At 46.4% G+C, this 25,537-nt stretch carries 24 protein-coding genes; 21 read left to right on the top strand and 3 right to left on the bottom strand.

Going from position 1 to position 25,537, the window contains the following annotated elements; genetic code table 11:
- Window positions 1–2 precede the first annotated feature (2 nt).
- From qatB to U6B65_11550, 10 genes are all read left to right on the top strand, one after another.
- Entirely contained in the window at window positions 3–821 is an 819-nt protein-coding gene (gene qatB, locus U6B65_11595) for a Qat anti-phage system associated protein QatB (protein WRS26965.1), read from the top strand.
- Window positions 818–2,083: a Qat anti-phage system QueC-like protein QatC gene (qatC, locus tag U6B65_11590; protein WRS26964.1), complete on the top strand. Its 1,266-nt coding sequence runs from the start codon at window positions 818–820 to the stop codon at window positions 2,081–2,083. Before qatB ends, qatC begins: the two co-directional genes overlap by 4 nt.
- A complete protein-coding gene (gene qatD, locus U6B65_11585; GenBank protein WRS26963.1) occupies window positions 2,080–2,817 on the top strand; it encodes a Qat anti-phage system TatD family nuclease QatD in 738 nt (245 codons plus the stop codon). The genes qatC and qatD overlap by 4 nt, the downstream gene beginning before the upstream one ends.
- A 32-nt stretch (window positions 2,818–2,849) precedes the next feature.
- Window positions 2,850–4,379, top strand: coding sequence for an ATP-binding protein (locus U6B65_11580; protein ID WRS26962.1), 1,530 nt, complete (start codon window positions 2,850–2,852; stop codon window positions 4,377–4,379).
- Window positions 4,380–5,006: 627 nt separating this feature from the next.
- Window positions 5,007–5,636 carry a recombinase family protein gene (locus tag U6B65_11575; GenBank protein ID WRS26961.1) on the top strand — a complete coding sequence of 210 codons (630 nt, stop codon included), beginning with the start codon at window positions 5,007–5,009 and terminating at the stop codon, window positions 5,634–5,636.
- A gap of 107 nt (window positions 5,637–5,743) precedes the next feature.
- Window positions 5,744–7,237 (top strand): Eco57I restriction-modification methylase domain-containing protein, encoded by a 1,494-nt coding sequence (locus U6B65_11570; GenBank protein WRS26960.1) that lies wholly within the window; start codon window positions 5,744–5,746, stop codon window positions 7,235–7,237.
- Entirely contained in the window at window positions 7,234–8,157 is a 924-nt protein-coding gene (locus U6B65_11565; GenBank protein WRS26959.1) for a BsuBI/PstI family type II restriction endonuclease, read from the top strand. Before U6B65_11570 ends, U6B65_11565 begins: the two co-directional genes overlap by 4 nt.
- A gap of 3 nt (window positions 8,158–8,160) precedes the next feature.
- Window positions 8,161–8,454, top strand: coding sequence for a helix-turn-helix transcriptional regulator (locus U6B65_11560; protein WRS26958.1), 294 nt, complete (start codon window positions 8,161–8,163; stop codon window positions 8,452–8,454).
- Between the two features lie 56 nt (window positions 8,455–8,510).
- The gene (locus U6B65_11555; GenBank protein WRS26957.1) at window positions 8,511–9,503 is read left to right on the top strand and encodes a ParA family protein; all 993 of its coding nucleotides are present in this window, start codon (window positions 8,511–8,513) and stop codon (window positions 9,501–9,503) included.
- A gap of 9 nt (window positions 9,504–9,512) precedes the next feature.
- Entirely contained in the window at window positions 9,513–9,947 is a 435-nt protein-coding gene (locus tag U6B65_11550; protein ID WRS26956.1) for a hypothetical protein, read from the top strand.
- Window positions 9,948–10,182: 235 nt separating this feature from the next.
- Here the strand turns inward: U6B65_11550 and rhuM are convergent, their stop codons facing one another.
- Window positions 10,183–10,533 carry a RhuM family protein gene (gene rhuM / locus U6B65_11545; protein WRS26955.1) on the bottom strand — a complete coding sequence of 117 codons (351 nt, stop codon included), beginning with the start codon at window positions 10,531–10,533 and terminating at the stop codon, window positions 10,183–10,185.
- A 258-nt stretch (window positions 10,534–10,791) separates the two neighbouring features.
- Between rhuM and U6B65_11540 the strand changes: the two genes are divergently transcribed.
- From U6B65_11540 to U6B65_11525, 4 genes are all read left to right on the top strand, one after another.
- Window positions 10,792–11,790 carry an NAD(P)-dependent oxidoreductase gene (locus U6B65_11540; GenBank protein ID WRS26954.1) on the top strand — a complete coding sequence of 333 codons (999 nt, stop codon included), beginning with the start codon at window positions 10,792–10,794 and terminating at the stop codon, window positions 11,788–11,790.
- Window positions 11,791–11,809: 19 nt separating this feature from the next.
- On the top strand, window positions 11,810–13,006 hold the full coding sequence (locus tag U6B65_11535; protein WRS26953.1) for a pyridoxal phosphate-dependent aminotransferase: 1,197 nt from the start codon (window positions 11,810–11,812) through the stop codon (window positions 13,004–13,006).
- On the top strand, window positions 13,003–13,902 hold the full coding sequence (locus U6B65_11530; protein WRS26952.1) for an AEC family transporter: 900 nt from the start codon (window positions 13,003–13,005) through the stop codon (window positions 13,900–13,902). The genes U6B65_11535 and U6B65_11530 overlap by 4 nt, the downstream gene beginning before the upstream one ends.
- A gap of 126 nt (window positions 13,903–14,028) precedes the next feature.
- Complete coding sequence (locus tag U6B65_11525) at window positions 14,029–14,766, top strand: hypothetical protein (protein ID WRS26951.1); 738 nt, start codon at window positions 14,029–14,031, stop codon at window positions 14,764–14,766.
- Between the two features lie 260 nt (window positions 14,767–15,026).
- On the opposite strand, the gene U6B65_11520 is transcribed toward U6B65_11525, so the two are convergent.
- Together U6B65_11520 and U6B65_11515 are read right to left on the bottom strand one after the other, a co-directional pair.
- On the bottom strand, window positions 15,027–16,934 hold the full coding sequence (locus U6B65_11520) for an NAD(+) synthase (protein ID WRS26950.1): 1,908 nt from the start codon (window positions 16,932–16,934) through the stop codon (window positions 15,027–15,029).
- Between the two features lie 306 nt (window positions 16,935–17,240).
- The gene (locus tag U6B65_11515; GenBank protein ID WRS26949.1) at window positions 17,241–18,260 is read right to left on the bottom strand and encodes a hydroxyacid dehydrogenase; all 1,020 of its coding nucleotides are present in this window, start codon (window positions 18,258–18,260) and stop codon (window positions 17,241–17,243) included.
- Window positions 18,261–18,650: 390 nt separating this feature from the next.
- Here U6B65_11515 and U6B65_11510 point away from each other — a divergent pair, with 390 nt between their 5' ends.
- From U6B65_11510 to U6B65_11480, 7 genes are all read left to right on the top strand, one after another.
- Window positions 18,651–19,805, top strand: coding sequence for a PucR family transcriptional regulator ligand-binding domain-containing protein (locus U6B65_11510; GenBank protein ID WRS26948.1), 1,155 nt, complete (start codon window positions 18,651–18,653; stop codon window positions 19,803–19,805).
- A 73-nt stretch (window positions 19,806–19,878) separates the two neighbouring features.
- On the top strand, window positions 19,879–21,081 hold the full coding sequence (locus U6B65_11505; protein WRS26947.1) for an ABC transporter substrate-binding protein: 1,203 nt from the start codon (window positions 19,879–19,881) through the stop codon (window positions 21,079–21,081).
- Window positions 21,082–21,195: 114 nt separating this feature from the next.
- Entirely contained in the window at window positions 21,196–22,086 is an 891-nt protein-coding gene (locus tag U6B65_11500; protein ID WRS26946.1) for a branched-chain amino acid ABC transporter permease, read from the top strand.
- 16 nt (window positions 22,087–22,102) lie between these two features.
- On the top strand, window positions 22,103–23,167 hold the full coding sequence (locus tag U6B65_11495; protein ID WRS26945.1) for a branched-chain amino acid ABC transporter permease: 1,065 nt from the start codon (window positions 22,103–22,105) through the stop codon (window positions 23,165–23,167).
- 54 nt (window positions 23,168–23,221) lie between these two features.
- Window positions 23,222–24,007, top strand: coding sequence for an ABC transporter ATP-binding protein (locus tag U6B65_11490; GenBank protein ID WRS26944.1), 786 nt, complete (start codon window positions 23,222–23,224; stop codon window positions 24,005–24,007).
- Window positions 23,994–24,704: an ABC transporter ATP-binding protein gene (locus tag U6B65_11485; GenBank protein WRS26943.1), complete on the top strand. Its 711-nt coding sequence runs from the start codon at window positions 23,994–23,996 to the stop codon at window positions 24,702–24,704. Before U6B65_11490 ends, U6B65_11485 begins: the two co-directional genes overlap by 14 nt.
- A gap of 2 nt (window positions 24,705–24,706) precedes the next feature.
- Window positions 24,707–25,537 (top strand): hypothetical protein, encoded by an 831-nt coding sequence (locus U6B65_11480; GenBank protein ID WRS26942.1) that lies wholly within the window; start codon window positions 24,707–24,709, stop codon window positions 25,535–25,537.

Genomic DNA, 25,537 nt, shown 5'->3' with positions numbered 1-25,537 from the left:
ATATGGGAACCTCTGCATCGCATGGTGGACCAAAATCCGGCGTCTCATTTGACCCCCCTTGGTTGGATGATATTGATAATCCAGAGACTCCAGAGACTCCTGACGCGCCTGCCCCCCAAAAAGAAGCACCTCCAGTGCCATTACTTGCGCCTCCTGCGCGATTTAGGAGTGCTCGTCAAAACTTGGGCGATTACATAAAGACTGGCAGCCGGGATTCTCTAAGAAAATCGTTAGGGAATTACTCGCGCACTGGTATGGGGGGTGCACGGAATGTAGCAAACCGTATGCGTCATTCCGCGAGCATTGCGTCTAAATTATATTCTTCTTTTAGTGCGCTTCGCGACGGCAATGAGCCCACAATAAGTAGCATCATTAGTAATTACCGGACAGAAAATACTGATGTGTATGGGATGATTGACGCTATTGCGGGGTATATTTGCGGTGATGGAGGAAGTTTAGATGAAACTTCTCCAATCAATTCTGTTTCTGATGCATTGAGTGACCTGCTTGACAAGAATCCTGATATTGATATAGCAGCCCTTTCAGATGACAATGTTTGGTCGCTGGTTTCTTCATTTCTTGGCTACGAAGCTTTCAGCAAGATTCAGCTTGATATTGGCCGAGGTTTTGAAACAAAGGATGTCCCTCTTGGTGATCGCATAACTAGGCTAAAAGATATGCGCGAATATTTAGAATCTGAAATTAGTTCTCAGGTAAATGATATTCGTAACGAATTAGAAAACAAGCAGCCTTCAAACCTACATAATGTGATGATGACTGCAATAGAAAGAACTTTCGAAGTATTTGAGGTGACAGTATGAGAAAGATAATCTGCTATCCAAGCTCATCAGTGCCAGATCACTTTGACAACGATGTTGATTATTTTGAGTTATTTTCGCGCCCAGACGGTTCTTACGATAACGTCAGGCCATTGGGGCTTTCATTGCCCCATGAATTGAAAAAACACGGTATAGTTCCGTCGGTTACGGCGCTTGATTTTGCTGCCTTTGCATTTTCTGTGGTTGCCGTGGACAAATTGATTCCCAGAGGTGATAGTCCCGATGGATGGACACGAATGATAGATCTAACTGTATTTTTATCTGAGCCCAAAAAATGGATGTCGGTAAAGACAAAAATCGAAAAAATGCTTAAGTTTCTCACGGGGGACTTTTGGAAACTAACCTTCCAACTCGCTAATAGCCCATTCATTCAAGCTACATATGAGCCACGTCAACGAGATAATGACTGCGTCTGCCTGCTTTCCGGCGGCATGGATAGCTTGGTTGGCGCAATAGACCTGCTATCTGAAAAGCGAAATCCACTATTTGTTTCGCAGATCATTATTGGTGATGCAAAACGACAGGTTGATTTTGCTAACCGTTTTGGTGGAAGCAATCACTGCCAGTGGAGTATTGGGACACTAAGGGGACCGGAGGGATCAACCCGTGCCCGCTCCATTGCTTTCTTTGCTTTCGCGCTCTTATCTGCCGCCGCTACTTCAGAAACAGGCGAATCTACAGAAATAATCGTACCAGAAAACGGTTTCATTAGCTTGAATGTTCCTCTAGATGCCAACCGCATCGGAAGCTTAAGCACCAAAACGACCCATCCGATTTATATGGCGTTGCTGCAGGAAATCTGGGATGCACTTGGAATTAAAGCAAAATTAATTTTGCCTTACAGGTTTAAGACTAAAGGTGAGGTTCTTAATGAGTGCAAAGATAGACAACTGATGGAAGAGCTAATTTTTGAAACGAACAGCTGTGGCAAATTTCGACGCCATGGCCTCAGGCACTGTGGCGTATGTGTACCCTGCCTTGTACGCAGAGCAGCATTTTTAGAGGCTGACCTACACGACACCACACAAAAAGGTTATCGTTATGACGATATTAGTAAGTCAAACTTTATGGATTTGACTGCTGTTGCGTTAGCAGTTAAGCAAGTTGAACTTTCCGGTATAAACAAATTAGTTAAAGGAAATCTGTCATTTGCTTCTCCTGAGGATCGGAAGTCCTATTTAGGAGTGGTTTCGCGTGGTATTAATGAACTTAAAAACTTTCTGGAGGGCTACGATATTTTATGATTGACATGCACTGTCACCTTGATTTATATAAAGATCCTATTGCGTTACTTCCAGAAGTCCAACGATGCTGCAAATATGTGCTGGCCGTTACTACTAGCCCTCGTGCTTGGCAAAAAACGAAGCAAGTATTTGCAGGGATCGATTGTGTTAAGTTGGCACTTGGCTTGCATCCGGAAGTTCTCGCCTCAAAAATGAATGAGATTGATATGTTGTTATCGAATATCCCCCATTGTGAATATATCGGGGAAGTTGGCATAGATGGTTCTGCGCAATATAAATCTTCTTTTCTAGCGCAAAAAGATTTATTCAGAGAAGTTATTTCGGCTGCCGAAAAATGTGGTGGAAGGATAATTAGTATTCACTCAAGAAATGCGGCAAAAGAGGTCTTAGATATTATTGAAAGCAATCTGGCCACTAGTACCCCTATTCTCCATTGGTTTTCAGGAACCGTCCAGGAAGTTAAACGAGCCAATGAGCTTGGTTGCTGGTTCAGTGTCAGTCCTACAATGCTTTCAGGGGAAAAAGGTAAAAATCTTGTTTCAAAGATGCCACTTTCGCAAATCGTACCCGAAACAGATGCTCCTTTTACTCAAAAACATGGAGTTCCCTACATGCCTTGGGAGGCTTTTGCAATAGCTGATGTGCTCAAAGATATTTTTCATCTTGATGCTGACCAGATAAAAAATGAATTGGTTTTCAATACAAAGAAACTCATATCTGCATCCGATTTGTAAAGCTTATATTCGTATAGAGAGGGAAGATTTACATGAAAATAAAAGCGTTAAAGATGAAAAATTTTAGAGGCTACAGCGATGAAGTAACTATTGATTTCTGTAATCTCACTACTTTTGTTGGGAAAAATGATATTGGTAAGTCTACCATATTAGAGGCTCTCGACATCTTTTTCAATGAGGGTAAGGGCGTGGTTAAGATTGACAAAGATGATATAAATAAGCAGATAGCTTTGGGTGGAGATACGGAAATACATATTTCTATTTGTTTTGAAGATCTGCCTGAAAGTGTTTTGATTGACGCTACTAATGAAACAACTCTAGAATCCGAATATTTATTAAATGAAGCTGGGCAACTAGAAGTAATAAAAAAATATCCTAGCGCTGGAACAGCAAAAGCATTTGTTAAAGCTTTTCATCCGACAAATCCAAGCTGTAATGAACTTCTATTGAAAAAGAATGCTGAGCTTAAAGCGATTATAAATGGTCAGGATATTCCGTGCGCCGATATGACTAAAAATGCTGTTATGCGGGCGTCCATTTGGAACCATTATCGGGATAATTTGCAACTGGCTGAAGTTGAAATAGATATAACCAAAGGCGATGCTAAACCTATTTGGGAGAAACTGCAGGCTGCTTTGCCTCTTTATAGTCTTTTTCAATCTGATAGAAAAAATAGCGATAGCGATAGCGAAGTACAAGATCCTCTTTCGGAGGCAACAAAGCAGATTTTGAATGATCCTGAGTTGAGGGGGCCGCTGACAGAGATTGCTACTGTGGTTGAGACTAAGCTTAGAGAGGTGTCTGCACGAACTCTGGACAAGTTAAGAGAAATGAATCCCGAGCTAGCTAACAGTTTAAATCCAGTCATCCCGCAAGCCGAAAGTCTTAAATGGTCCGATGTCTTTAAAAAGGTATCTATTTCTGGCGATGAAGATATCCCTATTAATAAGCGAGGTAGCGGAGTAAAGCGTCTGATTCTATTAAGCTTTTTTAGGGCAGAAGCTGAGCGAAGAAGGGCTGAGCGAAATAGCTCAAGCATTATTTATGCAATTGAGGAACCCGAAACGTCTCAGCATACAGAGCACCAAAAAATATTAGTGAGGTCATTTATTGCACTTTCTGAGATTCCAAATACTCAAATAATCATTACTACACATAGCGCTGCATTGGTAAAGCAGTTGGAATTTGAAAATCTACGGCTCGTGACTGCCAATAATGGCGCAAAAAACGTATCTCCTGTGTTGCCTGGGCAATTACCGTATCCATCCCTGAATGAAGTTAATTTTTTAGCCTTTTCGGAAATTACAGAAGAATACCACAATGAACTATATGGATTTATTGAAGGAGAGGGGCAATTAGCTACATATAAAAACGGGAAAACTACGATGAGATATAATAAGTTGCTGCGAGATGGGAATCTAAGAGAAGAGCGATTAATTCTCACTGAGTATATTAGGCATCAAATTCATCACCCCGAAAACCATAATAATCAAAAATATACGCCTGAACAGTTGCAAGAGTCTATACTAGCGATGCGGGATTTTATTCAAACCATAGTATAATCAATAATATTTTAAAAGATAAAACGTGCATCGACATAAAATTATTTAGAATTGGCTTTGATGTACCAAATCTCTGGGATGTACGGAGGAGACACATGGCTATTACGGACAGTTGGAAGAAATTGAATTCCTTATGAAATACGCGTTCTTTTGTCCGCACCGTAGCCTGCATCTATTTTGACCAAATGGCACAGAAAGACAGACCTGTTTTTTAACAGATGGGTTTGTCTTTTTCTATGTCCAAAGTGGCTTTTTGCTGCTAATTTTAACACATGGCCGCAAACAAATGTATATATGCACAGGTTTTGTGTGCGTCTCTGATTAAAAACATAGCTAATGTCTACTGAACAATACATAAACGTTGATTTCATGCGGGTTTGCAATCACTTTTTAGCGATACAAGTGCAAGGTTTTTGCGCCATATTTATCTATACCCTTGCACTTACCTCTTGAGGTATATGAAGCAAAGCCCTCACAAGCTACTTACAATGTACCCGAAAAGGTAAAACAAGCCCTTTTTTCTGCCAAAATGGGTAAATATGAACGATTTTGTTGCGCATGATTCAAAAATACTTTTGTTCAGTAGACATTAGCTATTAATGATTTTAAGGAAAGGAAGGAACAACTATGGTGATACCTTATGGCTTTAAAAAAATGCCCGACGGCATGGTGAGGACGATTGCCTTACAGATTGAAGTGGTGCAAAGAATATATCAGCGTTACATTGATGGTGCCAGCTTGGGTTCCATTGCCAACGAACTGGAGGCTGACCAAGTGACTGCTCCGTCTGGCAAACTAAAATGGTCACGATCTGTAATTGATAAAATACTGAGCAACGGAAAGTATGTACCCTATGCCATTCCGATGGAATTATTTATAGAAACTCAGTTTGAAAAAGACACCCGCACCAACATACAAACAAATAGCGATGGCTCCACACAGAGAAAGACCACCCGGTACAGTTCGCAGAACGTACTGAGTGGTCTTTTAGTTTGCGCTGAATGCGGTAGCAACTATCGCCGTATTACAAGGCCAAGCGGCGAGATAGTCTGGCGCTGTGCTGATCGGGTAGAAAGAGGAAAAGCTTCTGCATGCAAATTTTCGCCCACAATTTCTGATGTTGATGTTAAAGCACTAATTTGCAAAGCATTAGGGTTAGCAAGCTTTAATGAATGCCTAATAAATCAAAAAGTTGAAAAGATTGTGGTGGGGAAAAACAACTCAATTGAACTTTACATGATACCAGCAGAAATCTAACAGTTTAGCTTTAATTCTTCAATTTGAAATTCGAAATTTAGCTCTTCCTTATTCGTTTACTTTGTGTTAAAATATTTACGGATAATAAATCTCGAATGGAGAGCTATATGTTAGAATTTGTTTTGAAAAACACAGCGGATTTTCTCGCATCTAAACCAAAAGAAGAACGTAAAAAAATTGGTCAGTTTTTTACTTCCAAAGAAACTGCTATATATATGGCCAGCCTTTTTAATATAGGCGATCAAAAAGAAGTTAGTATTTTAGATCCGGGAGCAGGATCAGGAATACTGGTTGCAGCTTTAGTGGATAGGATACAACATGTTGATACTATTAAGACTTTAAATATAACGTGTTTTGAAAATAATAGCTGTATACTTCCCTTGCTTCGCTTAAATATGAAGCACTTACAGGAGCAGTCGAAAATCAAAATAAACTTTCAAATCATAGATGATAATTATATTTTGAGCCAGAAGAATGCATATAACAACTCGCAGGCTTTTGACCAACCTTGTGATAGCCAAAAATATGATTGGGTGATTGGGAATCCCCCCTATTTAAAAATCCCAAAAGATGCGCCAGAAGCACTGTCAATGCCCAATATTTGCTATGGGGCGCCCAATCTTTACTTTTTGTTCGCTAGTATGAGCATATTTAACCTCAGAAATGGTGGTGAAATGGTTTATATCATTCCACGCTCGTGGACATCGGGAGCTTATTTCAAAAGATTCCGTGAATATGCATTGAGCAACGCCAGAATTACACATATTCATTTGTTTGTAAGCCGAGATAAGGTGTTCGACAATGAGCAAGTACTTCAAGAAACTATTATAGTCAAATTTGTTAAGACTTCGCAACCTCAAGAAAGTCTAATGATTACATCTTCGGCAAGCAATCAGGATTTCGAAAATAGTCTTACTTTTACGGTGCCTTATGACACAGCCATAAGTGGTAACAATCTGTATGTCTACCTCCTTACGACCGAGGAAGAAGTGTTGGCTTTGCGTAAGCTGAATAAATTCCAATACAACTTAGAAGATATCGGTTTGAAAATGAAAACTGGACTGACTGTTGACTTCCGAAATCGTGAATTGCTCCGAACTGCTCCGGGCGATCATATTGTGCCGCTGTTTTATTCTCAACATATTCAAGATGGTCATGTTGTCTTTCCTATCGGAAAAGACTTTGAATACATGACTGATGCGCAGGTAGGGATGATACAAAAAAATAAAAACTACCTTTTTGTAAAAAGGTTTACGGCCAAGGAAGAGAAACGGCGGTTACAGTGTGGCATTTACTTATCCGACAGTCTACCAGATTATCAATTCATAAGCACCCAAAATAAAATCAACTTTATTGATGCAGTTGATAAATCATGCATGTGTGAAGACTTGGTTTTTGGCCTTTATGTAATTTTCAATTCATCTATCTATGACCTATATTACAGAATCTTAAATGGTTCTACTCAGGTCAACTCAACAGAGGTAAACACTATGCCGGTTCCCTCGAAAGAAACACTGATCACTCTTGGAGGCAAATTAAAAAGAAAGCAATGCTTGTCTGTAGAAATATGTGATGCATTGATAGGGGAGTTACTTCTATGAATAAGATTGATGAAGCCAGAAAAATACTTGAAGCTATTGGAATGCCTAAACGCCAACAAGCTGATTTGTGCTGCTATGTCCTTTTAGCAATGACTCAAATTAAGGAATCTTCTGATTGGGGAACTGCAGAATCCGCATGGATACGCATTCATGATATTTTGCAGTTTACTAAAGAGAACTATAATGTCGAATATGCTGAAAACTCCAGAGAAACCTTTCGCAAGCAGGCCATCCATCATTTTAGAACCGCCGCTCTTATTGAGGATAACGGTATGGCCACCAACTCACCAAACTATAGGTATCGAATTACTCTTGAGGCTTTGGACTTGTTGCGGTCTTACGGCAGCGCTAATTGGGACGAAAAAATAGAAGCATTCATAAGCAATCACCAAACTTTGATTGATACTTATGCCTCTAAAAAGAAAATGGAAAAGATGCCTGTAAATATTAATGGCGAAGCTTTCACCTTTTCTCCCGGCAAACATAACGAGCTGCAAAAATATATTATTGAAGAATTTGCGCCAAGGTTTGCACCAAACAGTGAATGCCTTTATGTTGGCGATACCATTGAAAAAGACCTCGTAAAGAATGTAGAAAAACTTGAAGAACTTGGTTTTGAAATAACACTTCATGACAAGATGCCAGATGTTGTATTGTTTAGAGAAGATAAAAACTGGATTTATTTCATTGAATCAGTTACCAGTGTTGGCCCTATGGAGCCTAAGCGAATCATAGAGATTAATGAGATGACACAAGGCGTATCAGCTGGAAAAATCTTTGTAACAGCTTTTCTTGACTTCAAAACCTATAAAAGATTTTCGGACTCTTTAGCTTGGGAAACAGAAGTATGGATTGCTGAAAACCCCGACCATATGATCCATTTAAACGGTGATAAGTTTTTTGGTCCGAGGGAGGGCTAAACCATGATACCGCAAAATCGCTTGTTAGCACTTAGAGAACAAAAGAAGCTAACGGTACAGGAATTATCAAAGGCTATAGGGAATGTGAGCGCACCATCAATTAATCTTCAAGAAAGATGTGAGCGTGCTATATCAGTCGAGCTTGCAATCAAGTATTGTACTTTTTTTAATTGTACTTTGGACTATTTCTTTTGCCAAGATAAAAAAGTGGATGCTTTTGCAGATTATAGCACAGCTGAATTGAAAAACTTTCTTGCATTGCTGGAGAGAGAAGTTGTGTCGAGAGAGCCTGTTTAAATAAAGCTTAGTATTTCTGCCGTAGTTAACAAGTAAATAATAAAAGGAGAAGTGAAATGGCAAAACATATTTTTTTTGGGAATTATAAAGGTGGAGTAGGGAAAACTACGACCGTTTTTGAGTTGGGCGCGTTACTTGCAAAGAATCACAAAAAAAAGGTATTGCTTGTTGATTTAGATCCGCAAGCTTCGTTAAGTAAGGTATGTGCAAATACTACTACACCTAAAGTGACGTTGGAAAACATAGATGTTCAGCATACTCTGAATTTTTTAATTGAGCTATATGCAGAATATATGAGTAGTGCTTCCCGCATTCAAATTCTCGAAAGCAATATATCAACTAATTCAAGTTGCATTGTAAACGCTATACGAAATATAAAAAAATACTCAAAAAGTGGTGGGTGCCTTGACTATATTCCAACCGTGCTAGATTTAAAAAATAGCAGGCTAAATGATATATCAGAGCGTTTGTCAGTAAATACAGTTAATGTATTAGCTATTCCTCAAATGCTTAAGGATATTGCTCAATTAAAGGATGATGGGTATGATTATATACTTTTTGATTGCCCTCCTACCAGCAATCTTATAATACAGAGTGTTTTCCTTGCGTGCGACTATTATCTTATCCCAACCGTTGGCGATGAGATAAGCACCGATGGTGTGGCAGATTATATAACTGAAATTGAAAGTACTTACTTAAGATTTGCATATGACGAAAATATTGGTGGAATGCTTTTGAAGATGTATTTTTCAGATCGACCACAACTAATAGGAATACTTGAAACCATATTTAAGTCCAGACGTCCATCACCAGCTAATACCCGTGTCCTGGAGGCACTTGATGTCTCCGTTTCTTCTATAGGCGTGAAGTCATTAATAACAGGAACACCATACGTAAGTGCAGGGAGAAAACATATCTTTAAAGAGTATATACGTCACTTAGACAACAGATCTGATCCTAACAATTATGGTATCCCCATCACTTTAAGTAATGGGGATATTCATCAAGAATATGCTCCAATCGCGGATGCGATTGCTGCACTTATATGAGGTGCACATATGAATCAAAAACAAAAAACAGCATTAATCAAACTACTGAGTCTATATACAGAACTATATCCATCAAAAGATGTCTTTAAAAACAATCTCTTTCCGTACACACCAGATGAACTTTCCGAAATCATTAAAGGCATCAACGATGTTGAAGATGCTAACCAAAAAAGACCTAGAAGCTTGATCAGAGAGGATATTCAACATATTGAATCAGTTGAACAGGTGCAAGAATATGTTTCTAAACTGGGTTTATTAAATGGGACATATGAAACGATTGAAGATAACAAGGCTGCCTTAGCACTGACATTGGCAGAGTATAAGCATCTTTATTCTATCCTCTATACTACGCCAATAGGTTCTAAAGTCAAAAAAGATGTTTTGATTAACCTCATAGTTAAATATTTTGATGGAATCCAGCGAGCCCACGCTTTAAAACCATAACTAGAAGATCAATAAGTATAAAAGCTCAGAACAGACTGCATCTATTTTGACCTAATGACACAAGCAAAAGTCCTGCAAATCCGTTTTGATAGCGGGTTGCAGGACTTCTTTTATTTTACAGCACATCTTGCCATATCCCGCTAAAAATTCTGATGTCCTGAAATTATGGGGGTCAGAATAATATAGCGAAAAAGCAGAAAGCGGGCTTCTCCGAAGTGGAGATACCCGCTTGTTTCTATTCCTTAAGATATTTCTCTGTGGCCTTGTCAAAATCCGATAAATATTCTTTATCCTGCTTAATCAGCATATCATCATTGAGGACAAGGCCTTTAATTATATACTCTTTTAAAGTGTCAGTTGCCCAGCGCCGAAACTGCGTGGCGCTCTTAGAGTTGACACGGTATCCTACAGCAATAATAGCATCAAGATTATAAAAATCGGCTGTCCTTTTCACCTGTCTGCCGCCCTCGTTTTGAACTGTTTCGATTTTGGAAATAGTTGCTCCGGGAGACATCTCCTTTTGATCATATATATTTTTTAGGTGCGTTGATATAGCAGGAGTACCGACATCAAACAGGTCAGCCATAGCCTTTTAATCTGTATTTTATAAATCTCGGTATCGCCGCCCAATAGAGCAAAAGGCATATTGGGCGGTTGGCCATTGCCTATGGACAAAATGGCCAGCATTCTTTTCTTTTCCCATACAGAAAGGCTATTGAAATGGGCGGATATTGCGTTTAAACTTAATACAAACAACCCGCATGCGAGACAAAGGCGTTTCCAAAGCGGCAGTCTGCAAAGGCTTGTGCCATAACCGGCCTTAGCGGGCGGAACGGAGGTAGGCATGAAGGTTCTGCACTATTGCTTTAACAAGGAGGAAGCGCCCTATTTTCAAGAGGTACAGCAAAAATACGGGTTCAGAATGGATTTTACGGAGCAAGCCCTTACATATGAGAATGCTCGCCAAACAGCAGGCTACGATGCCATATGGGTGCTGACCCCCTGTGTGATCGATGATGCTGTGGCGGAGATACTTCAAGAAAACGGGGTTCGCTATGTGGTCTCCCGGGCGGCGGGAATTGACCATCTGGATATTGAAAGCCTTGGCCGCCGTGGGATCAAAGCCGCCAACACCCCTGATTATTCGCCTCGATCCATTGCTGAGTTTGCGGTTATGATGGCGCTAAATTCCATACGCCGCACCAAGCGTTCCAGCCAGATGACTGCCGATCTGGATTTTCGGCTGAACGGCCTGCGGGGCAAGGAGCTGGGGAGCTTGTATGCCGGGGTGATCGGTACAGGCCGCATCGGCTTCGAAACCGCCCGGCTGCTCCATGGTTTTGGCTGCCGGGTGGGGGCTTATGATCTTTTCCCCAGCCCAGCTGTGGAGGCATATGCGCAGTACTGGCCCCTTGAGCAGCTCTATACCCAATGCGACATTCTCTTTTTGCATTGCCCGCTGACCTCCGAAACCGAGCATATGATCAATAGGGAAAGCCTGCGGCTTATGCCCAAAGGGGTTTACATTGTCAATGCGGCAAGGGGCGGGCTGGTGGATCACGAGGCTGTTCTGGAAGGGCTGGAAAGCGGCCAAATTGCAGGCTTTGCCTTCGATGTTTATGAGAATGAAAAATCTTTTATCCGGCGGAAGCTGGGGCAGGGCGAAGCGCCGGATTCTGTGTTTACAAAGCTGATTGCTTGCGATAATGTAGATTACAGTGCGCATATCAGTTTTTTTACCGATCAGGCGGTTGAAAATATGATCTTTAGGGCGCTGGAAAATCTGGCGCAGTATGCGCAGACCGGCAGCTGCGAAAATGAACTGACAAACTGTCGGCTATAAAAGGATAGGGTGAAGGTTTGTGGAAAAAATATACAAAGGCTCTGCGGCCGTTAACCGCATGGAGCCCTCGCCGATACGTATGATGCTGGATTGGGCGGCTGCGCTTCGTGCAGAGGGCCGCTGGGTGATTCCATTCAGTGCGGGGGAGCCGGATTTCAATACCCCCCAGCCTGTTAAAGAAGCAACCATCCGGGCCATAAACGAGAACTATACACACTATTGCTCCAATCGGGGGCTGCCCCAGCTTCGGCAGGTTCTAGCGGAGGAAATTACCGAGCAAACCACCGCAGTCTATGACCCGGAAACCGAGATTCTCATTACAACCAGCGGCGCCGAAGCGATTAACAATGCGCTCCTAGCCTTTATTGATCCCGGCGACGAGGTGATTGTGTTCACACCGGCCTTTGTGAGCTATAAGAATCTGATCCGCTTTTGCGGCGGGGTTATGGTGGAGCTTCCCCTTAAGGCAGAGAACGGATTTATCCCAGAACCGGCTGAGCTGGAACGGCTGATTACCCCCCGCACCCGGATGTTGGTTCTCAACAACCCCAACAACCCCACAGGGGCGGTATATCCACTCGACTGTCTGGAAGCCATCGGGGAGCTGGCTCTCCGCTATGACCTGCTGGTTGTATCCGATGAAATGTATGCCGCTCTGGTGTATGATGGGGCAGAATTCTGCTCCATTGGCGCATTGGAGGGGATGAAGGAGCGCAGCATTATCATCAGCGGCTTTTCCAAAACATATGCCATGACTGGGTGGAGGCTGGGGTATATTGCGGCGGATCGCCGCCTGTGCGAGCGTATTCTGCGTATGCATCAATATACCACAACCTGCTCGCCCACCTTTATTCAAAAGGGCTTGGCGGATTCTATCCGCTTGCCGGAAACCAAGGCGGCGGTATCCGCTATGGTGGAGCGCTTTGCTGCCAGAAGGCAGCTGCTGCTCAAAGGCTTGCAGGGCATTGGAGGTCTGCGCTGTGGGATTCCTTATGGTGCCTTTTATGTGATGGTGGATGTTTCCGAAACCGGGCTTACCGGCGAGGAGTTTGCCCAGCGTCTGTTGAAAGAATGCGGGGTTGCCTCGGTGCCTGCCATCGGTTTGGGTGACCATTGCGGCCGATATATCCGGATTTCCTACGCTGCCTCGGAGGAAGATATTCGGGAAGGGCTCAGTAGAATGGAAAATTTTGTAAAAGGGCTTGTGCAGATATGATCAAATTGCAAATGACCTTGTTTCTCTTGATGGGGGTTGGCTTTTGGGCTGCAAAAAAGGGCCTTCTCACCGCTGAGGTGCGCAAAAAGGTATCGGATTTATTTATCGCTGTTATTTTACCTTGCAGCATCATTCAATCCTTTCTGATTGAATTTACTTATGATCGGATTCTCAAATCCGGGTGGATTTTGCTTATATCCATTTGTGCCCAGATTTTTTATCTGATCCTCAGCAAGCTTTTATACAGAAGCATTCCTAAAGAGCAGAGAATCATCCTTCAATATGCCACCATCTGCTCCAATGCCGGGTTTATGGGCAACCCGGTTGCTTTTGGGGTGTTTGGGCACGAGGGGCTCTTTTATGCCTCGATTTCTCTGATTCCGCTCCGCTTTTTTATGTGGTCGGCCGGGCTTTCGCTCTTCACTGCCACCGACCGGAAAAAGGTGCTGAAAACCCTTGCCACACATCCCTGTATTCTAGCGGTTGTCATCGGGTTTGTTCTGATGCTGACCGGGCTGCGCCCGCCGGAATTTCTGGGGGATGCCATTGCCTATATCGGCAGCTGCACCACTGCAATATCCATGTTTGTGATTGGTGGAATTCTGGCCTCCGCCGATATAAAGGGCAGCCTTCTTGACCGCCGCCTTTTGTACTTTTCTGTGGTGCGGCTGCTGCTGATTCCCATTAGCCTTTATGCGGTTCTATCCCTTTTGCGAATCGATTCGCTGCTGGTGGGTGTAACGGTTTTGCTGGCGGCTATGCCTGCAGGCAGCACCACAGCCATGCTGGCGGAAAAATACGGCTGTGATTCTGATTTCGCCTCCCGTTGTGTTTTTATGAGCATCATACTCTCGATGCTGACCCTTCCCCTATGGGGGCTGCTAATCGGGCAATAGAGCGGGTGTACATAATAGATCAAACCCCTTGCGCCCTGAGAGCGCAATCTAAGCCTGTATGCGATTTTTTAGCATGGGCAGGCATTTGAATATAAATTTGACGACAATGAAAGGGGGATATCCTCTATGGAAATTAAAGGCGGCTATACCAATTACGGTCAGGATATCGGCATTCTCATGATGCCAACGGTTTTTCCACGCATCCTTGGTGATATTGGCAACGCAAGAACCTTTCGCATCCCGGTACGCTATAAAACGGTGGAAGGTGTGGAGGGCTTTCGTCTGGATGACTGCAAGGCAGAGGAACAGCTTCTCAAGCCTTTTATCAGCGCCGCACAAAGTTTGGAAAAGGAGGGCTGCAAAGCCATCACCACCAGCTGCAGCTTTTTGGCAGGCTTCCAGCGCCAGTTGGCGGATGCGGTTCGCATTCCGGTTTTCACCTCCACGCTGCTTCTTGGGCCTATGGTCTATGCCATGATCAATCGAACCCAAAAGGTGGGCATTCTCACCCTTTCTCCCCAGCTGATCACCGAGGAAATCTTTCTCCAAATGGGCTGGTCATCCAAAGATATTCCCGTTTGTATAAGTGGAATCCCCCAGGATTCGGAGCTTTCCCAGCTGATTATAGGGGATCACCTTGAAGGCAATCTAAAAACCTTGAGCCACTGTATGCGGGAAGTAACCGAGCAGCATATGAGAAACTACCCGGAAACAGGGGCCATTCTGCTGGAATGCCAGAATTATTCCCCCTTTGCCGGGCTGATTCAGGAGGTTTCCGGTGTGCCGGTATTCGGGATCAATCAGCTCATTGAATTCATCGATTCCTGTATCAAGGTTCGCCGGTATGGAGAAGGTATGTTTTAGGCTGCATCGGTTTATCGCTGCAAAAAGTTTTAGGGGGGCATCCGATACCGCCCCATGGCCCCCGGGGATTGGGCCTCTTCGGCCAAAAAGGCGATATTTCTTGGTCAAAGTAAACTTAACTACAGAGAAAGCAAGCAATAAAGGGTACTGCCTGTTTGTCAGTTCATTGGTTTTGTCCACAAAAGTTAACGGCTGCATCCCCCGGATGGGGTATGCAGCCGTGTGTTTTTTGCCATCTATTGTGATAGGCGGGCTTTGCCTTACTCGATTTCTTCCAGACTTTGCAGCCATGCATCGCACACCGCGTCGCTGGGCATTCTCCAATCTGCCCGGGGCGAGAGTGTAACCGAACCGATTTTAGGGCCGTCCGGTATGCAGCTCCGCTTAAACTGCTGAGCAAAGAAGCGCCGCACAAATATTTTGAGCCAGTGCAGAATTTCCTTTTCGGTATAGCGCCCCTGGAATGCCAAGCAGGCCAGCCGGTAAATCAGGGCTGGGGCGCGGCCCCACCGCACCAAATGATACAGGTAAAAATCGCTCAGCTCATAAGGGCCCACCAGTTCCTCGGTTTTTTGAAGAATCGAATCCCCATCCGGCGGCAAAAGCTCCGGGCTGATGGGTGTATCCAGAATATCCAGCAGAACCGCCCGAAGCGCATCATCCCCGCAGGTATCCGCCACATATTCAATCAAATGCCGCACCAAGGTTTTGGGTACCCCTGCATTGACAGCATACATGCTCATATGGTCGCCGTTGTAGGTGGCCCAACCCAGCGCCAGCTCAGAAAGATCCCCTGTGCCGATTACAATGCCGCCGGATTGGTTGGCCAAATTCATCAGCTGCAAGGTGCGGATACGTGCCTGGGCATTTTCATAGACCACGTCGTGGCGGTTGAGATCGTGCCCCAGCTCCCGCAGATGCAGTTCTGTTTGCCGACTGATATCAATTTCCCGACAGGGCACACCCACAGCCACACAAAGGCGGAGCGCATTTTCCCGCGTGCGGGAGGTTGTGCCGAAGCAGGGCATCGTAACCGCCAGAAGCCCACTGGGGTCTTTGCCGATTAGGCGCAATGCATCGCAGGCCACCAGCAGGGCAAGGCTGCTATCCAGTCCACCGGAAATACCCAGAATCCCGTTGCCGCCGGTATGGCTCAGCCGTTTGGCAAGACCGGCGGCCTGAATGGCCATAATATCCATGCAGCGCTGCCGGCGAAGGGCTGGGTCGGAGGGAACAAAAGGGGTGGGATCGATTTTGCGGCCCAGGGAAAGCCACCTTGGTTTTGCTGAAAAGGGAATGATCTCATAGCCCTCCGATTCCGGCGAAAAGGTATTCATTCGCCGCCTATCGTAGGCCATGGCGCACAAATCCAACTCGGAACAGGCCCAGCCTTCCCCAAACAGGGGGGATTCCGCTAAAATAGAGCCGTTTTCGCAGATCAGGTTGTGCCCGGCAAACACCATATCGGTGGTACTTTCACCTTGTCCAGCACCCGCATACACATAGCCGCAAATCAGCCGGGCGGATTGCCCCGATACCAGCGAGCGCCGGTAAGCGGCTTTCCCCACTGTTTCGTCGCTGGCAGAAAGGTTCAAGATCACATTGGCCCCGTGAACAGCATGGGAAATGCTGGGTGGGCAGGGCGCCCATAAATCCTCGCAAATCTCCACAGCGAAGAAAAAATCGGAAGATTCTTCGCATTGAAACAGCAGCTTGCTCCCAAAGGGAATCTTTTCGCCCAACAGCGAAATGACAGTATTGTGATCGGGGGCAGGCACAAAATGCCGGGGCTCATAAAATTCGCTGTAGCCGGGCAGATGGGTCTTGGGGACAATCCCCACGATCTTCCCGCCGGAAAGAATCACGGCAGTGTTATAGAGCTTGCCCTGTATAGAAACCGGCATTCCTAAAGCGGTGGTCAGGGAATAGCGGCTGCTTTCACGGCGTATAAGTTCGAGTGCTTTTATTGTTTCGGTCAGCAGGGCGCTTTGATGAAAAAGGTCGCCGCAGGTATAGCCGGTGAGGCAAAGCTCCGGCAGGCAAAGCAGCTGAACCTCTTCAGAATCGGCCCGGGCCATCAGGGCGAGGATTTGTTTGGCATTATAAGCAGGGTCTGCCACACGGATTTCCGGAGTGGCGGCAGCAACCCGAACAAAACTATCCAGCATAGGGAATCACCTTTCTTTCAGAGTAAAAAAGGATGCTCCTCCACCCGGAAAAAGCACCTTTGCTGAAATCAGTTTACGACAAACAGCCCGTAAAAGCAAGCTGTTCGGTTCAATTTCTGCTTTACCGTGGCTACAACCCGGGGGAGGATAAACTGCTCATGATCATAGTATAGACTGTATCCACTGACTGAAAACCCTTCTGCGCCTTTCAGTCTATGTGAGCATACAGAAAAAGAAGCCCTCTTTTGGCAGGCGGCTGCTTGCCAAAGAGGACCCCCCTTATACTTTGCTCAGATCAGTGTTTTTTCAGCAGTAGCCAAACTCATGGCGAAAAAAATTCATCACCGAGGTAAAGCTCTGGCTTTTGGCCTGTGAAGCAGCCAGCTTATTAACGGGATAGGTAATGGAGCGGTTTTCCAATACCTCCACAATACCCAGTGCGGCCTGATAGGCCATCCGCTCCAAAGCTTCGGTTGTAAAGGCGGCGGTATGAGGGGTGGCAATCACATTTTCCATAGAAAGCAGGGGATTATCTTTCTTGGGCAGATTGCCTTCAAATACATCCAGCGCAGCACCGGCGATTTTTCTGCCTTGCAGCGCTTCGATAAGCGCTCCTTCGTCAACAACTTCCCCCCGCCCTGTGTTAATGAGATAAGCGGTGGGATTCATCAGGGAAAGCTCTCGTTTGCCAATGAGCCGGTGGGTGGAAGAACCGCCCGGCAGATGCAGTGAAAGGAAATCCGCATTGCTGATGACCGCATCCATATCCGGAGTAATCAGGCCGAAGTCGGTCTTTTGGGCCCGGGGAATGCGGCGGTTATAGCCGATTACACGCATCAGCAGGCCGGTTGCCCCCATATGGGCAACCTGTGTTCCAATGTTGCCCATACCAATAATGCCCAGCGTTTTTCCCCGAACATCGCTGCCAAAGAGCTGCCGTACCCCCATATTGCCGCTTTTAAGTCCGTTGTTATAAGCAATGGAGTTCTTTGCCAGCATAAGGATCAGCCCGATGGTATATTCGGCCACAGAGCTTTGGTTGGAGTTGGCTGCATTGGTCACCTGAATGCCCAGTCTGGTGGCGGCATCCACATCGATGCAATCCACCCCCACCCCATGCATAGAAACAACTCGCAGCCCGGGGCAGCCCTTGAGCACCCGTTCGGTCAGCTTGCCGTTGCGGGTTAATATGCCGCTGCAACTGGCTGCTTCCCGCAGGATGGTTTCTTCCTCAGGGCCGGTGCCCAAGATAACCTCGTAGCCCTGTTCCCTCAAATAGTTTATTCCGACCGGATCAATCGGCTCCGTGACCAGTATTTTACACATAATAGCCCTCCTTTATACATATTTATCCCTCAAAGCCCCAGTTTTGAATTTCAAACAGGCGGGATATCCTGTGAAAAAACACCAATCATTCTAAGACCTTTTAATTTGTGTTTAATCATAAACAAAGAAATTGCAGAATGCAATCTCCAATCTGTATATTATTTCGCTAAAGGGTGTACATTCTGTCCAATTGATAAGAATGGTGGACATTTTGTAGTACAGTTTTGTTCTTTGTTTAACAATTTGTAGGAAACCACACAATACTATTTGACTTTGAAGTTTTATTATGCTATCGTGAAGTAAATCAAAAATAGACAAAGGCGTTTATTATTCTATTTTCATGTAGATAATAAACGCCTTTGTCTATTTTTGTGGAGTGAGGTGAGCGGCTTGGCACTGCGAGTGAGGGACATTGTTACCAAGAATCTGTTAAACGGCATTAAGCTGGTGGCCGGTTACCCGGGCGCCGATAAGCCTGTTACATGGGTTACAGTCATGGAGATTCTGGATACACCGGAATCGCTGCAAAAGGGAGAGCTTCTGGTAACAACAGGGTATCGCCTGAGCGATGAAGAACGCCACAAAGGCCTCATGTATGCGCTTCACCAGCGGGATATATGCGGGATAGCCATTCAAACCGGCTACTATATCAACGAGATCCCCTCCTATATCCTCTCTCAGGCAGAGCAATACGGCATCCCGGTGCTGTTGTTGCCTCCCGAGCTTACCTTTTCTGCTATTGTCCATACCCTCATTGAACAAATCGAATTAGGCGCTGTGGAAACGGATAGCTGGATTGAGGTTCTCCGCCAGAAATATCTCAAAGCGGTGATGGAAGATCAGGCAATTCTTTTTGCTTCGCCGGATCAGGTTTATACCCTGCTGGCTATGGTCGCGGATGATAGCCTCAACATGAAGCATGTTGAGGAGGGTATGATGCGAATCAGTTCCTATCTCAGTTCCCAAGGAGCGTTTCTTTGTAAGGCATCGGTGCCGGAGGGCAGCATGGTCTTTTGTCTGGTGCTGCCAAGGGGCAGCTCTATCAACAACTGCATCTTTGAGCTGACTATCCTGCTTACCTTTATGTCCGAGCAGCGGCACGTGAATTTTTTTATCGGCGTACAGAAAACGCCTTCCCCCACCATGCTGGATGCAGCCTATACCGATGCGCTGCGCTGCTGCGAAACCCTTTTGCGGGTGGGAGCCAGACGGGGCACCTGCTACGCTCCGAACCTGCCTTTTTTTGAATTGTTTCATGCCATAAACCGGAACAGCCGCCAAAGTGTGGTGGGCAAGCAAAGCGTTTTACATACCCTGCTGGATTATGACCGGGCTCACGGCACCAGCTATGTTCATACACTGCGGGTCTATCTGGCCCAAGGCGGAGCACAATCCGCCACAGCTTCCCGGCTTTTTATACACCGCCATACCCTAACACACCGCATCAATAAAATCAACCAGCTTTGCGGATGGGATTTAAATGACCACTATATGCGAACCTATTTATCGGTTATGCTGATGCTTCATGATTATTTTGCTTTTTAATCCCTCATTTGTCTGTCGGCGGGTTTGATATGCGCAAGCCATATTTAACATAAAAAAGCTAGGAGGTATTGATATGAAAATCAGGAAATTTCTTTATGCCGCAACAGCAAGTGCCTTAGCGGGGCTGATGCTGGTGGGCTGTGCAGCCCCAAGCGCAAGCGCCGGAAGTTCCAGTGCACAGCAGCCCTCCGCCGCTCAGCCAAGTTCCCAGGCTCAGCCCATCACCCCGGTCAAGGATATCGAAATCGGTTTGGTTGCACCCATGACCGGCAATTCCGGCAGCATGGGGGTCAGCCAGAAGCAGGGCTATGAGCTGGCAATGGATGAAATCAACGGGGCAGGTGGCGTTAACGGTGCAAAAATAGTGCTCAGTACATACGATGACCAAGGTGACCCCCAAAGAGCGGCATCGGGGGCCCAAAAATTTGCCGATAACGATGCCATTCTGGCAATTGGCGGCTCCTGCAATTCCTCTGCAACCCTTGCCATGGTGCCCATTGTGGACAATGCAGGCCTTCCCGAGCTGGTGGTCAGCTCCAGTTCTCCCCAGCTTACCGGCTCCAGCGAATATTTCTTCCGCATGTCGGTTCAGGATGCGGCGGTGGGGCCCCAGATGGCAAAGGCTCTTTTAAGCCGGGGCTATAAAAATGTAGCGGTCTTTTATGTCAACAACGACTATGGCATTGGCCTGAGCGACAGCTTTAAGGGTTATCTTGAAGCCAACGGCGGAACCACGCTGGGCAGTCTGACCTATCTTGCCACCGATCAGGATTTTACAGCCCAGATTACCACTGCAAAGGGGATGAATCCCGATGCCGTTGCACTTTGCGGAACCATGGCGGATTCCGGGCTTATTATCCGCCAGCTTAAACAAAACGGGGTGGATGTGCCTGTTATTGGTGGAACCGGTTTATACAATGCCAAAACCATTGAGATTGCAGGCGATTCCTCCGAGGGTGTCTTTGTAATCGGGGTCTATGTGGCCAACAACCCGGACCCAAAGGTGCAAGAGCTGGTTGCCAAATATAAAAAGAAATACGGCGTGGAACCGGATGGCTTTGCAGCGTTGGCCTATGACCAGATGTATGTGATTGCAGAAGCGGCCGAAAGAGCCCTTGCATCCGGCGAGCTGAGCCGTGAAACCTTTAAGGAAGCTCTTAAAACCACCAACTATAAAGGTGTAACGGGAACGGTATCCTTTAATGAGGACAATGACTGGGTTCGGGATTATCTGACATTGACAATCAAAGACAAAAGCTTTGTAATGGCTGAATAAACAAAGAGGGTATTCCGGTATAGCCTGCTCCAAGGGAACCGCCGGGCAGGCTGTGCGGGAATATAAGGTTCAAAGAAAAAGCAAAGATAACATCATAGGCTGGAGGTATCGGCAATGGAATTGTTGCAGCAGGTCATAAACGGACTGGCGCAAGGCGGAATTTACTCACTGATCGCCATTGGTTGGACAACAGTGTTCGGAATTGTGGGTGTCATGAACTGGACACACGGTGAGGTTTATATGCTGGGCGCTTATGTCGGTTACTTTTTATGTATGGCGGGGATGCCGCTGCTTCCTGCGCTGATTATTGCAATGGCTGTGGGGGCTGTTCTGGCTATGCTCATTGATCATCTTGGCTATAGGCCATTGCGCAAGAAAAGAAAAATGCTCACCGCCGGGTTTATTACAGCTCTGGGGCTTTCCACCTTCCTCCGGTATTCGGCAACAGCCGCTTTTACACCGGACCCTCGGGCATATCCGGGTATTTTGGATTATAAAATGCTCTCTCTCTTTTCTATGGGGGGAAGCACACTGGCGATCAGCTCCATTCATATGACAATTTTGGCTGCAACCATTGTGATTATGGTGATTTTGCAGCTGTTTATCTCCAAAACGGTGACAGGCAAGGCTATGCTTGCCGCCGCGCAGGATATGCAGACCTTGGAGCTTATGGGGGCCGAAAGTGAAAAGCTCATTAAGGTAACCTTTGCCATATCCGGCGCACTGGGCGCAGCGGCCGGTGTGTTTGTGGGGATTATTTATTCGGTTAACCCTATGATGGGGGCGCTGGCCGGTCTTAAAGGATGGTCGGTTGCCATTTTGGGGGGAATCGGCTCCATCACCGGCTCTTTGGTGGGAGGACTTATTCTAGGTATTGCGGAAAGCCTTACGGCGGGGTTTATCTCCACCGGTTATAAGGATGCCATCGGCTTTACCATTATGATCGCTGTGCTGCTGATCAAACCAACCGGCCTGATGGGCTTCCGATTTGAAGAAAAAGTATAGAAGGGAGGCGTTTGAAATGAATGCGGAAATATTTGAAGATGTGCAGGAAACAGCAATCGACCAACCCCAACGGAGCGGGAGTCAGCTTAAAAGATTTGTTTTGGGTTTGCCCTCCCGCCCCGGCACCATGTTTCTGACAGCCCTGCTGTTTATTCTGGCTGTTTGTTTTGTTGACAGCTTTACCTCCACAAGGCTTGTGCCAACCTATATTAAGCATATTTTGGTTTCATGCCTGATTTATTCGCTGCTTACACTGGCGCTCAATTTTGTTTCAGGCTATATCGGGCAGACCTCCCTTGGCCACGCTGCTTTTTTCGGCATTGGGGCCTACATAACTACCCTGCTTACAAAATACACACCAGTCAATTTCTGGATTTCCATTCCCATCGCCATGGCTATTGCGGCGTTGGTCTCCATTCCACTGGCTATGGTATCCCAGCGGGTCAAGGGTTCCTTTCTGGTGGTTATCACCTATGGCTTTGGTGAGGTTCTGCGCTACGTTGTGATCAATACCCCTTCACTGGGGGCCTCGGCCGGTATTCCCGGTGTACCTGCCCCCTTGTTCTTCGGAACCAAGTTCGGGCGGATTGGCCCCAGCGGCAAGGAGGCTTATATCCTGCTGGCCTTTGGGATTGTTGCATTAACCGCCTTTTTTATGCACCGCATCGCAAAATCCCGCACCAACTATGCCTTTTCTGCCATTCGGGAGGATGAAATCGCAGCGGTTGCTATGGGAATCAACACAAAATACTACAAGATGGCGGCGTTTATGCTCTCGGCTGTTCTCAGCTCGGTTGCAGGCAGCCTGCAAGCGACCTATGCTGCTTTTGTCAGCCCGGAGATGCTTTCCTCCACCCAATCCATCCTGATTTTGACCATGGTTATTGTGGGGGGAGCCCGCAGTATCAAGGGTGCCATTCTGGGTGCTTTTGTTATGACCATTCTTCCGGAACTGTTCCAGATGGTCAAGGATGTTCTGGGGCTTCCTTTTGACCCGTGGATGATTTTGTATGGGCTGATTCTCATTACCATGATGCGTCTGCGGCCTCAGGGAATTTGGGGCAAGGGTGCCGGGCAGTGAGCATTGGCCCTTAAAAGAGGAACCAGAATGAATTTATTAAAAAGGTGAAGTATTATGGCAAAAACGCTGCTTGAGACAAGAGGTGTCTCCAAATCTTTTGGAGGGCTGCTGGCCAATAGCGACATTGATTTTCATATTGAAAAAGGGGAGATTGTTGCGATCATCGGCCCCAACGGTTCCGGTAAAACCACCTTCTATAACCTGTTGACCGGGATTTCACCGGCAACCACCGGGGAGATTTTCTTTGATGATAAAAACATCACCCGCATTAAGCCGTATGCCATTACCAAGCTGGGGATTTCAAGAACCTTTCAAAACATCCGCCTCTTTGGGAATATGACTGTGGCGGAGAACATCGTTATCGCCCGGCACTGCCGCAGGAAAACCGGTATGCTCTCGGCCTTTCTGCGAAACGGCCGATACAAGCGGGAGCTTGAAACCAATCAACAGGTAATAGAAGAATGCCTTTCTTATGTTGGCATGGCAGATAAACAGGATTGGCTGGCCAAAAACCTGCCCTATGGCATGCAGCGCCGTTTGGAGATTGCCCGGGCACTGGCCACAGAGCCAAAACTGATTCTGCTGGATGAACCGGCCGCAGGCATGAACCCCCATGAAACCGATGAGCTGATGGAAGTGATAAACCGGCTCAAAGAGGATCATTATTCCATTATTCTTATTGAGCATGCCATGCGTCTGGTTATGCAAATTGCAGACCGTGTTGTGGTTTTTGATCACGGTGTTAAAATTGCAGACGGCCTGCCCGCCTGCGTGCGGGATGATCCCAAGGTGATAGAAGCATATCTTGGCAAAGAGGGTGAATCGGATGAAATTACTTGAGGTAAAAGGGCTGCATGTACATTACGGCAACATCCATGCATTGAAAGATCTCAGCCTTGAGGTGGAAGAGGGTGAAATCGTGGCGCTGATCGGCGCCAACGGTGCAGGCAAAACCACCCTGATGACAGCCATTATGAGCCAGATCGGCCGGACACAGGGTGAAATCCATTTTATGGGTAAATCCACCGAGGGGATGCCGCCCGCTCATATTGTGCGAAGCGGTATGACCATGGTTCCCGAAGGGAGACGGGTGTTCCCTCGCAGCTCGGTGCTGGATAATCTGCTGCTGGGAGCCTATTCCCGTCGGGATAAAAAGGAGATTCAAAAGGATATCGAGGGCATTTTTGAGACATTTCCCCAACTGGGAGAACGCAAGAACCAGCTGGCGGGAACCCTTTCGGGCGGTGAACAGCAAATGCTGGCTATGGGAAGGGCTTTGATGAGCCGCCCCAAGCTGTTGATGCTGGATGAACCCTCTATGGGTCTGGCTCCGATTATTGCGGGGCGGATTTTCAAAACCATACGGGATATCAACCATACAGGAACAACGGTGCTGCTGGTTGAGCAAAATGCCAACCAGGCGCTGCGTATTGCAAACCGGGGCTATGTTGTGGAAACTGGGGAGGTTGTGCTGGCGGATACAGGCAAAAGCCTTCTCTGTAACCAACAGGTTCGGGATGCTTATTTGGGTAGCTGATTATGGAAAAAACAGAAAAAGTCTCAGGCGCTGTTTTTATAGGGGACCCAAGGCTTCAGTATGCTTCCCGATACTTAAAGCATGCGGGCATCACCCTTGAAACAGCCAAAAACTTTCAAGAGGCGCAGCAGCTTCTTTCCCGCCGCTCGGCCCAGTTTGATTTTGTTCTGCTCCCCGGCACAACACCCCGCACCGGCCAGATACGCCTGCTGGATGGAGCCGTTATCAATGCGGATGCATTTCTGCGGGCATTGGATTCGCAGGTGATGGTTTTTACAGGGCACGAAACGCCCTATATCCGGCAGCTTTCGGCTCGGGTGGTGGATTGCTTTGCCGATGAAGAGGTGATGCAGGCCAATGCCCGGCTGACAGCGGAGGGTATTCTCTATATGCTTTTGGGGCAAACCCCCGGCAGCTTATACCAGTATGACTATGATATCATCGGCGCAGGTCACACAGGCCGTGCGACACAGGGGATGTTGCAGGCACTGCATTTACCGGTGCGTATGGTAACCAAAGAGGGCGGTGAGGGCGCTGTATCCACAGCGGAGTGGCTCCTCCAAACCCCTGCGGATGTTGTAATCTGTACCGCTCCAACCCGAATTGTGACCTATCAAACGGCGCAAAACTGGCAGAAGCCTGTTGTTCTGCTGGATATAACAACGGCTCAAAGCTGTGTGGAGGCTGCTGTTGCACAGCTTCCCAAGGTACAGCTTCTGGCAGCCCCGCCGCTGCCCGGCCTGGTTGCGCCCAAGGCAGCGGGCAGCCTGATTGCAAACTTTGTGCTCAAAGCTTATAAAAACCTCATAGAAGGCAGCAGGGAGGAAAAATAA

It is taken from the genome of Oscillospiraceae bacterium MB08-C2-2 (genome assembly GCA_035621215.1).
In the GTDB taxonomy this organism is placed as follows: domain Bacteria; phylum Bacillota; class Clostridia; order Oscillospirales; family Ruminococcaceae; genus WRAV01.
Note: the sequence above shows the minus strand (reverse complement) of the source record. Positions and strands in the feature narration are given on the sequence as shown.

What these genes read in the sequence shown, in the direction of transcription:
- U6B65_11525 (WRS26951.1), top strand. Translation starts at nt 14,029, where the DNA reads ATGGAAATTAAAGGCGGCTATACCAATTACGGTCAGGATATCGGCATT.
- U6B65_11540 (WRS26954.1), top strand. Translation starts at nt 10,792, where the DNA reads ATGAAGGTTCTGCACTATTGCTTTAACAAGGAGGAAGCGCCCTATTTT.
- U6B65_11580 (WRS26962.1), top strand. Translation starts at nt 2,850, where the DNA reads ATGAAAATAAAAGCGTTAAAGATGAAAAATTTTAGAGGCTACAGCGAT.
- U6B65_11575 (WRS26961.1), top strand. Translation starts at nt 5,007, where the DNA reads ATGGTGATACCTTATGGCTTTAAAAAAATGCCCGACGGCATGGTGAGG.
- U6B65_11515 (WRS26949.1), bottom strand. Translation starts at nt 18,260, where the DNA reads ATGTGTAAAATACTGGTCACGGAGCCGATTGATCCGGTCGGAATAAAC.
- U6B65_11560 (WRS26958.1), top strand. Translation starts at nt 8,161, where the DNA reads ATGATACCGCAAAATCGCTTGTTAGCACTTAGAGAACAAAAGAAGCTA.
- qatD (WRS26963.1), top strand. Translation starts at nt 2,080, where the DNA reads ATGATTGACATGCACTGTCACCTTGATTTATATAAAGATCCTATTGCG.
- U6B65_11480 (WRS26942.1), top strand. Translation starts at nt 24,707, where the DNA reads ATGGAAAAAACAGAAAAAGTCTCAGGCGCTGTTTTTATAGGGGACCCA.
- U6B65_11530 (WRS26952.1), top strand. Translation starts at nt 13,003, where the DNA reads ATGATCAAATTGCAAATGACCTTGTTTCTCTTGATGGGGGTTGGCTTT.
- U6B65_11495 (WRS26945.1), top strand. Translation starts at nt 22,103, where the DNA reads ATGAATGCGGAAATATTTGAAGATGTGCAGGAAACAGCAATCGACCAA.
- U6B65_11565 (WRS26959.1), top strand. Translation starts at nt 7,234, where the DNA reads ATGAATAAGATTGATGAAGCCAGAAAAATACTTGAAGCTATTGGAATG.
- qatC (WRS26964.1), top strand. Translation starts at nt 818, where the DNA reads ATGAGAAAGATAATCTGCTATCCAAGCTCATCAGTGCCAGATCACTTT.
- U6B65_11505 (WRS26947.1), top strand. Translation starts at nt 19,879, where the DNA reads ATGAAAATCAGGAAATTTCTTTATGCCGCAACAGCAAGTGCCTTAGCG.
- U6B65_11485 (WRS26943.1), top strand. Translation starts at nt 23,994, where the DNA reads ATGAAATTACTTGAGGTAAAAGGGCTGCATGTACATTACGGCAACATC.
- U6B65_11555 (WRS26957.1), top strand. Translation starts at nt 8,511, where the DNA reads ATGGCAAAACATATTTTTTTTGGGAATTATAAAGGTGGAGTAGGGAAA.
- U6B65_11500 (WRS26946.1), top strand. Translation starts at nt 21,196, where the DNA reads ATGGAATTGTTGCAGCAGGTCATAAACGGACTGGCGCAAGGCGGAATT.
- U6B65_11490 (WRS26944.1), top strand. Translation starts at nt 23,222, where the DNA reads ATGGCAAAAACGCTGCTTGAGACAAGAGGTGTCTCCAAATCTTTTGGA.
- U6B65_11570 (WRS26960.1), top strand. Translation starts at nt 5,744, where the DNA reads ATGTTAGAATTTGTTTTGAAAAACACAGCGGATTTTCTCGCATCTAAA.
- rhuM (WRS26955.1), bottom strand. Translation starts at nt 10,533, where the DNA reads ATGGCTGACCTGTTTGATGTCGGTACTCCTGCTATATCAACGCACCTA.
- U6B65_11520 (WRS26950.1), bottom strand. Translation starts at nt 16,934, where the DNA reads ATGCTGGATAGTTTTGTTCGGGTTGCTGCCGCCACTCCGGAAATCCGT.
- qatB (WRS26965.1), top strand. Translation starts at nt 3, where the DNA reads ATGGGAACCTCTGCATCGCATGGTGGACCAAAATCCGGCGTCTCATTT.
- U6B65_11550 (WRS26956.1), top strand. Translation starts at nt 9,513, where the DNA reads ATGAATCAAAAACAAAAAACAGCATTAATCAAACTACTGAGTCTATAT.